Source organism: Bradyrhizobium sp. th-b2, from assembly GCF_000426785.1.
GTDB lineage: Bacteria > Pseudomonadota > Alphaproteobacteria > Rhizobiales > Xanthobacteraceae > Bradyrhizobium > Bradyrhizobium septentrionale.
This window is the reverse complement of sequence record NZ_AUGA01000161.1, coordinates 1-5777: the sequence shown is the minus strand read 5'-3', so window position 1 is coordinate 5777 and position 5777 is coordinate 1. Positions and strand designations below refer to the sequence as shown.

5 protein-coding genes and 2 pseudogenes are annotated in these 5777 nt (G+C 61.0%); 4 read left to right on the top strand and 3 right to left on the bottom strand.

The window, feature by feature from the left end; genetic code table 11:
- The coding region (locus tag K359_RS56235) for a GDP-L-fucose synthase (protein ID WP_245284944.1) at positions 1–895 on the top strand (895 nt) is incomplete at its 5' end.
- Between the two features lie 537 nt (positions 896–1432).
- On the opposite strand, the gene K359_RS0146570 is transcribed toward K359_RS56235, so the two are convergent.
- Positions 1433–1675 (bottom strand): DUF2274 domain-containing protein, encoded by a 243-nt coding sequence (locus K359_RS0146570; protein WP_029085104.1) that lies wholly within the window; start codon positions 1673–1675, stop codon positions 1433–1435.
- A 4-nt stretch (positions 1676–1679) separates the two neighbouring features.
- Positions 1680–2459 (bottom strand): annotated as a pseudogene (locus tag K359_RS65475) (TrbI/VirB10 family protein); the annotation flags it as partial.
- 386 nt (positions 2460–2845) lie between these two features.
- Here K359_RS65475 and K359_RS66600 point away from each other — a divergent pair.
- Together K359_RS66600 and K359_RS56225 are read left to right on the top strand one after the other, a co-directional pair.
- The gene (locus K359_RS66600) at positions 2846–3109 is read left to right on the top strand and encodes a hypothetical protein (RefSeq protein WP_371261262.1); all 264 of its coding nucleotides are present in this window, start codon (positions 2846–2848) and stop codon (positions 3107–3109) included.
- Positions 3001–3896: pseudogene (locus K359_RS56225) on the top strand (IS256 family transposase); the annotation flags it as partial. The gene K359_RS66600 and the pseudogene K359_RS56225, both read left to right, overlap by 109 nt.
- Before the next feature lie 331 nt (positions 3897–4227).
- Here the strand turns inward: K359_RS56225 and K359_RS63855 are convergent.
- On the bottom strand, positions 4228–4401 hold the full coding sequence (locus K359_RS63855; protein ID WP_165123024.1) for a hypothetical protein: 174 nt from the start codon (positions 4399–4401) through the stop codon (positions 4228–4230).
- A gap of 1029 nt (positions 4402–5430) precedes the next feature.
- On the opposite strand from K359_RS63855, the gene K359_RS64095 reads away from it, so the two are divergent.
- A partial coding sequence (locus tag K359_RS64095; RefSeq protein WP_035978434.1) for a hypothetical protein occupies positions 5431–5777 on the top strand: 347 nt, incomplete at its 3' end.

Genomic DNA, 5777 nt, shown 5'->3' with positions numbered 1-5777 from the left:
CTGGTTTGCCGCGAAGCGGCCGCAGGCCGTGTTCCTCGCCGCCGCCAAGGTCGGCGGCATCGTCGCCAACAACACGCTGCGGGCCGAATTCCTCTACGACAATCTCGCGATCTCGACCAATGTGCTCCAGGCCGCCCATGCCAATGGATGTGAGAAGCTGATGTTCTTCGGCTCGTCCTGCATCTATCCGCGCCTGGCGCCGCAGCCGCTGCGCGAGGATTCGATGCTGACCGGCCCGCTGGAGCCGACCAACGAGCCCTATGCCATCGCCAAGATCGCCGGCATCAAGATGGCCGAGGCCTATCGCAGCCAGTACGGAGCCGATTTCATCAACGTGATGCCGACCAACCTCTACGGTCCTGGCGACAATTATCATCCCGAATACAGCCACGTCGTCGCCGCGCTGATCCGCCGCTTCCACGAGGCCAAGGTCTCAGGCGCAACCAAAGTCGTGGTGTGGGGCACCGGGACGCCGCGCCGCGAATTCCTCTATGTCGACGATCTCGCCGACGCCTGCATCCACCTGATGAAGACCTATTCCTCGCCGGACCTGGTCAATATCGGCACCGGCGCAGACATCACCATCGCCGAGTTCGCACTCTTGGTGGCGGCGGCCGTCGGCTATCGCGGTGAGATCAGCTTCGACACGTCGCGCCCGGACGGCACCCCGCGCAAGCTGCTCGACGTCAGCCGTTTGGCCAGGCTCGGCTGGCGTGCCCAGACCTCACTGGAGGAAGGCATTAAGTTGACGTACCGGGCGTATCTCGGCCAGAGCAATAAAGGCCACCAGAGTGATCCAGCTCATCCCCGGCAAGTGGGCTTAAGGGAAGGCAATCCTGCACGACGAGTCCGCGGCGACTCTCCCGGCCGTCCGTCAGCCCAGGCCACTCGGTAATAATCTACTCCGTGAACGGCCTTCTTCTCAACACAGCGACCGGTTGGATCCTCACCATGTACATGCTGGCCAGCATGCGGATCAACCGGCTTGCATCACGACGCAGAATGATCATGATCGCGGATGTGTTGTTCTACTCCGCCGAAGTCGACAGTTGATAAGCGCGATCTGAAGTCGATGCTGAGCCGCGATCGATCATTGAGTTGGAACGCGCCAATATTCCTCTTCAGCCATGTCCAGCGATAGTCCGTCATCAGCACCCACGGCGATAGCGTGACGATGCAGAACTACGAGAGACGGAAAGCCTTTGAGGATCTTTTGTTTTCCAAGCTAGTTTAGCCTGAAGGCGCCAAAAATCGAGCGCCACGGTGTCAGCCGCCGCGGCGAGCCTGATTAGCACGAACGCAGGAATCGTATGCGAGCCTCTTCTACGCGAATTGCGCGACGGCACCGGCCGCGGCCGGCTCGACTCTTGGGCATATTCGCGAGCGGACAACGACAACCCAAGTTGGCCGCATTGAACTTGCTGTTAGAGCGCTACCCCTCGCCTCCATTCGCACGCTGACGCGCGCGCCGAGCTTTGCGAAAGCTCCTGTCCGCCGCCATGAACCTCGCCAGCATAGGTGCGATCAGCTTGGCTGGATCCTGAACGGGTTGTCCCGTTTCCTGGGCCAGGATTTCAGCGTAGGCAGCGAGGTCCCGGTGGACGCTTGCCGGCAGTTCGTGCGCCACTTTGATCGGTTTGTCGTCTTCGATCGCTCCAAGCTTGAGCTTTGCCATCGCGTTATCCTATATATGGTTCGAGCATCAGGTCGCGGTTGACGATCACCCTCACCGGGAATCCCTGGCGGATCGTCAACGTTGGCTGGATGTTGAGATTGCGGCGAACCAGCTGCTGTCCTGTCTGATTTGCGGAATCCTCCGCTCCACGCCGGAGCGCAGCAATGAGGTCGCTGTTGGTGTTGCCTGCGTCCGCGCCCGAATTGACCTCCGTGCCAACAGCGAGCAGTGTCGAAACCGCTGCTGCGCCCAAGAGCTATTTCCAGTGATTGTCGACCTCGTCCTCGAGGCCGGCGTATCCAGATGCATCTGCGCCAGGCTGCCGTTCCAGGACGATCGAACGCCCGTTCGGCATAATCAGCCGCGTCCAAACCAACAGTACGCGCGACTGGCCAAATGCCACCTGGCTGTCGTAGGTGCCGATCAGCCTTGCCCCCTGCGGGATAAGGCGCGCTCGCCGCGTTGGACTGTCATAGACAGCTTCCGTCACCTGCGCCGTGATCTGCCCCGGCAGATCGGATCGAATGCCCGTGATGAGAGCGGCCGGAATGACTGTGCCGGCCTGCACCACAAACGGCGAAGCTGGCCTCACGAGGCGATCCGGACTGGTCGTCCGGCGGTCGACGGATGCGCTGACGAAGGCAAGCTTCCGTTCCTGGCCATTCTGGGCGAACGTTTCATCAGATGATGTCGTGGCATTCGAAGGCGTTTCATTGGCCGATGTCACAGCAGTTGAGGGACGGACATTGGTGCTGGCACAGACCTTGCTGGTACGCGCCGACTTGTGCTTGTCGTGAGGGTCGATCACACGCAACCCCGCTGACGCAGCATGTACCACATCAAGAAGGTGCTTCATTCTCATATGATATTCGCCGGTGCCACGGCCGAACGCAGCTTCTAAGACCGTGCCTTCTGCTTCTCAGTCAACCTGAATAGCGTTGGCTACATCGTCTCGTATTTTCCCGTACATGTGGATGATGCGCGAGCCACCGAGAAACTGCTCTATGAGAATCCGGTCGTGTCCCCAGTGATGGTGTAGCTCGGTAGAGCAAAGCCGCCCGCACGCGCGCCTCAAATAGCGCCGTAGCGGGCGGGCGGCTTTGCGGTGGTCATCGGCAGTTCTCCGGTAGGATCGGGTTGCGACACGCCAACGCAACCGAGGAATCACCGATGACCGACGATATGATGAACCTGCGCACGCTCGTGGAGAAGACCCCCGATGCCGATCTGTTGCGCGAGATGATCGGCTTTGCCGCCCAGCGGCTGATGGAGCTGGAAGTCGAGGGCCACACCGGGCGGCCTACGGCGAGAAGAACCCCGAGCGTCTGGCGCAGCGCAATGGCTACCGCGACCGGATCTGGGAGACCCGCGCCGGCGCGGTCGAATTGCGCATCCCCAAGCTGCGCAAGGGCTCCTACTTCCCAGGCTTCCTAGAGCCGCGCCGGATGGCCGAGAAGGCGCTCACCGCCGTGGTGCAGGAGGCCTACGTGCAGGGCGTCTCGACCCGTTCGGTAGACGACCTAGTGCAGGCAATGGGGATGAGCGGCATCTCCAAGAGCCAAGTGAGCCGGCTGTGCGGCGAGATCGACGACAAAGTGAAGGCGTTCCTCGTCCGCCCGATCGAGGGCGACTGGCCGTATCTGTGGATCGACGCCACCTATGTGAAGGTGCGCCAGAATGGCCGCATCGTCTCGGTCGCGGTGATTGTCGCGGTCGGCGTCAACAGTGACGGCCACCGCGAGGTTCTCGGCATGGATATCGGTCCCTCCGAGGCCGAGACGTTCTGGACGGCGTTCCTGCGCAAACTTGCCCGCCGCGGCCTGCGCGGCGTCAAGCTCGTCGTCTCCGACGCCCACGAGGGCATCAAGGCCACCGTCGCCAAGGTGGTCAACGCCGGCTGGCAACGGTGCCGCGTGCACTTCATGCGCAACGCGCTGGCGCACGCCGGCAAGAGCGGGCGGCGCGTCGTCTCCGCCTTCATCGCCACCGCCTTCGCCCAGGACGATGCCGAAGCCGCAACGGCGCAGTGGCGTAAGGTCGCTGATCAACTCCGCCCCAAGCTGCCCAAGCTTGCCGACTTCCTCGACGAAGCGGAGACCGATGTGCTGGCCTACATGAATTCCCGCCGCAACATCGCACCAAGCTGCACTCCACCAACCCAATCGAGCGCCTCAACGGCGAGATCAAGCGGCGCACCGAGGTGGTTGGCATCTTCCCCAACGAGGATGCCATCGTCCGCCTCATCGGCGCGATCCTGCTCGAGCAGAACGATGAATGGGCCGTCCAGCGTGCCCGTTACATGACACTGGAAACCATCGCGCCGTTGAGTAAGGCGTCGGGTTCGCTCGCGACCTTTGCTTCCTTCAGGATTTTACCCTGGGCATCCACAACGCACACGCTCGACAGTTCCAATGACACGTCGATTCCGGCCTAGTTCTCCACGGCAACCCTCCGTCTCCGGATGCTTGGGCCGACTCAAGTCGTGACCCCGTTTGATCAGGGGACAGCCACCATCATGCCCCCTTTGCTCGGAGCAGGGCCCCTTACCGCATCTAGCCTGACCAGGCCGCGCTCTGCGGCTGATCGGTCGTCTTGAGCGATGCTTCGAGTTCTGCGATTAGCGCGCTGTGCCTGTTCTTGTCCGCTATTGGCGGGCAGCTATCGCCGATCGCAATTGGCTTTCGAAGATGAGCGATATCGGCAGCGACAAATTCGTCGAGTGTCATGGCAGTCACCTCCTTTCTGCCTGACATCCGCAGCATGAGAGGTTAAGAGAGCGTAAAGACCTAGCGTCTCGCCCATAGGGCTGAGAAGACCTTCGCCTTTCCGCGCGGCATATGCCTAGCGCCTATCAGCCCCAACAGAATGACTTTGGCATGCATAGACGACAGTGCGGTGCTGCGCGGCGTTGATAAGTCCGGTGGCTCCGGATTTGCAAGATTATCGGAGCGAGCCGGCCTCACATAGCCAGGACTCTTTCCAAGGTGCAGCAAGATGGATGGTTGGATAGTGACGGTCGCCATCCTCAAGGAAGACAGCGACGACGAACAGGCATGTAACCTTGCGGTCAGCCGTGAAGCTGCCCCTGAAAGACTGCGGGGGCAAAGGCCGCAATGCTAAACTGCCCGATCGAAGAGAAGCAGTTGCAAAGGCCCGGCGTGGAGCCCGGCGAGCTGATCGCTATACTCGATGACTAGATCGATCCAATCATCTCGCGACCCCAACGTCACTAAAAGCGCTGCACGTCTGATCTCGCTCACCCGCGTCCGATTGATGACATGTGTCCGGAAGCCGCCATTTGAATTGCGAGTAATTGCTCGGGCCAAAGCTGGAAGCGCTGCGTTCTGCCTCTCCTTCAAGCAGAGTTGCATTTCGACTATTTGGCACGCCGGTTGCTACCCCCTTATGGCTTGGTTGCTTACTGATGAACCTCGTGAGACGGCCAAGTCTCCACCAGCAACTCGTGCGGGCGGCTCCTTCCGCCGTCCGCACGCTTTTCACGGTGCTGGCCTTAGCGCCGCGCTTCGTGTGGATCGTGACCTGTGGAAAGGCTGCGCAGCTTTTCGCCTCTTTTGCGTCGCGACGGTCTGGCATGCGAGTTGCTGAGGGACGTTTGGACTCGGCTTCTCATACTTTCGCGCAACCCCCATGAGATGGCGAAGTCCGCGCAGCCTTGCGCTAGCGCGAGCGGCTCCTCCAGCCGCTCGCGCTTCTTTCGGTAGCATCGGCCTAGTGCACGCTGTGGAGATCATGCCATGACCCGTGAAGGGGCGTTGAAGATCGCCATTGAGGCGCTCACACAATGGTCTCAAGGGAAGGTCGCAACGGCCGTCGTGCTTGCCGCGATCGCGAAGCTCGAAGCGCGTAGGCCGACACCTAGGCGGCCTCCAAAACGGAAGCTTTCTTCCATAACGGGGATGCGCGCGTTAAAGTTACGCCCTAGCAATGTCAGGCCCCTAGGGTCGCGCTGCCATCCTCCGGATATCGAGCAGGAGTACACCGAAGTATTCGAAGAGCGCGAGATCGCTGCATATCACGAGGCGGGGCATGCAGTGATTGCTCGCGCACTAGACATAGAGGTCGCGTGTGTTGCCATCATTCC